The following is a 1,178-nucleotide window of genomic DNA, read 5'->3' as shown; positions in this document are numbered from 1 at the left end:
ATATATTTCCCTTTGTATACACCGTTGTAATCTGTTGTAGAAGGTTGTTTGAAATACGCTTCTTTTACCACTGCAGCACTTCGAGCGGGGTAATCTACTTTTACAATTTGAAGAGGTGTRGGTTTTTTATGTACGCATGCAATATTATGGGTTAAGTAATATTGATTGGTTTCATTCAATTCCTCTTCAAGGGACATACCTCTATTACTGTAAGTATGTTTTTTTATTGGTGTTTTATGGGGGTGTGAAGCTTGATCGTACCTTTTTCCATTTGGGTAACGAATGGTCATATTTTGTCCACTCCCAACTTGATAAGATTTACTTACAAAGGTGATTATATCAAAAAATGAAAAAAGATGTGACCTTTTTCAAGAAAGGTATGGTGACTTACTCATGTTTCGATGGAATGATTACGAAAAAATTAAACAGAGCCGTAATGATATTTTTTGTACAGAAGAGGAAAAAGCTATAGTTCTTAATATTAAGGAGAGAACGGATGTAGCTAACGTAGATAATATTTCACGTACACAATCTTACCAAGAATATTATTTGAGAAATAGAGAAATTAGATGGTCTTTTTTAGCAAGCATGGTTTCAAGGAATGGGGGATGGAACATGACAGACTTAGAAGGAGAATATTATTCTAATCTGTTATCTCAAACAGTTAAGAGACGATTATTTCATTTGTATGAGAAAGCCAATTGGCTCATTTTCTTAGATGCATTTCCTCAACTATTACTGTATGAGGAAAGTAAAAAGAGATGTGCGCCGCTCTTTCATTTGTTACAATTTTTCAACATATCAATTTTTATGGAAAAAGAATGGATCGCGTTTTGGGGGAAAAAAGATATAAATAGGCTTATGACGGCACTTATTATTAATGAACAAAATAAAATTCAAAAACCAGTAATTGAGAATGCATATTTTCAAAAACATGTATTTGATACTGCGCTATTCAAATTTCAAGAAATATTTCACGTTAGTGCAGTTATTTTTCCAATGGTGGAAGGGGGAATGTATGGATTTTCAGTTTATCAATTTGAAACGTTGCAAAAACGTATAGAACTGGGGAAGCAATTAGCTTGGTTATTATTTCATTCAAAGTATAAGGCTTCTTTTTATAAATTTGCAGTGCAAACTAGGCATACAGGATCAAGGATGGATTATGAATGTAATAT

The 1,178-nt window shown here is 32.6% G+C and carries 2 protein-coding genes; one reads left to right on the top strand and one right to left on the bottom strand.

Annotated elements, in window-relative coordinates:
• Nucleotides 1–290 (bottom strand): Holliday junction resolvase RecU (locus tag AC1DTM_RS27515; protein ID WP_477001379.1); only part of this gene is annotated, 290 nt, incomplete at its 3' end.
• Nucleotides 291–393: 103 nt separating this feature from the next.
• Here AC1DTM_RS27515 and AC1DTM_RS27510 point away from each other — a divergent pair.
• Nucleotides 394–1,178 (top strand): DUF2515 family protein (locus AC1DTM_RS27510; protein ID WP_477001378.1); only part of this gene is annotated, 785 nt, incomplete at its 3' end.

The sequence above is a fragment of the Bacillus sp. P4_D3 genome, from assembly GCF_056401855.1.
This window is presented reverse-complemented; position numbering and strand designations above follow the sequence as displayed.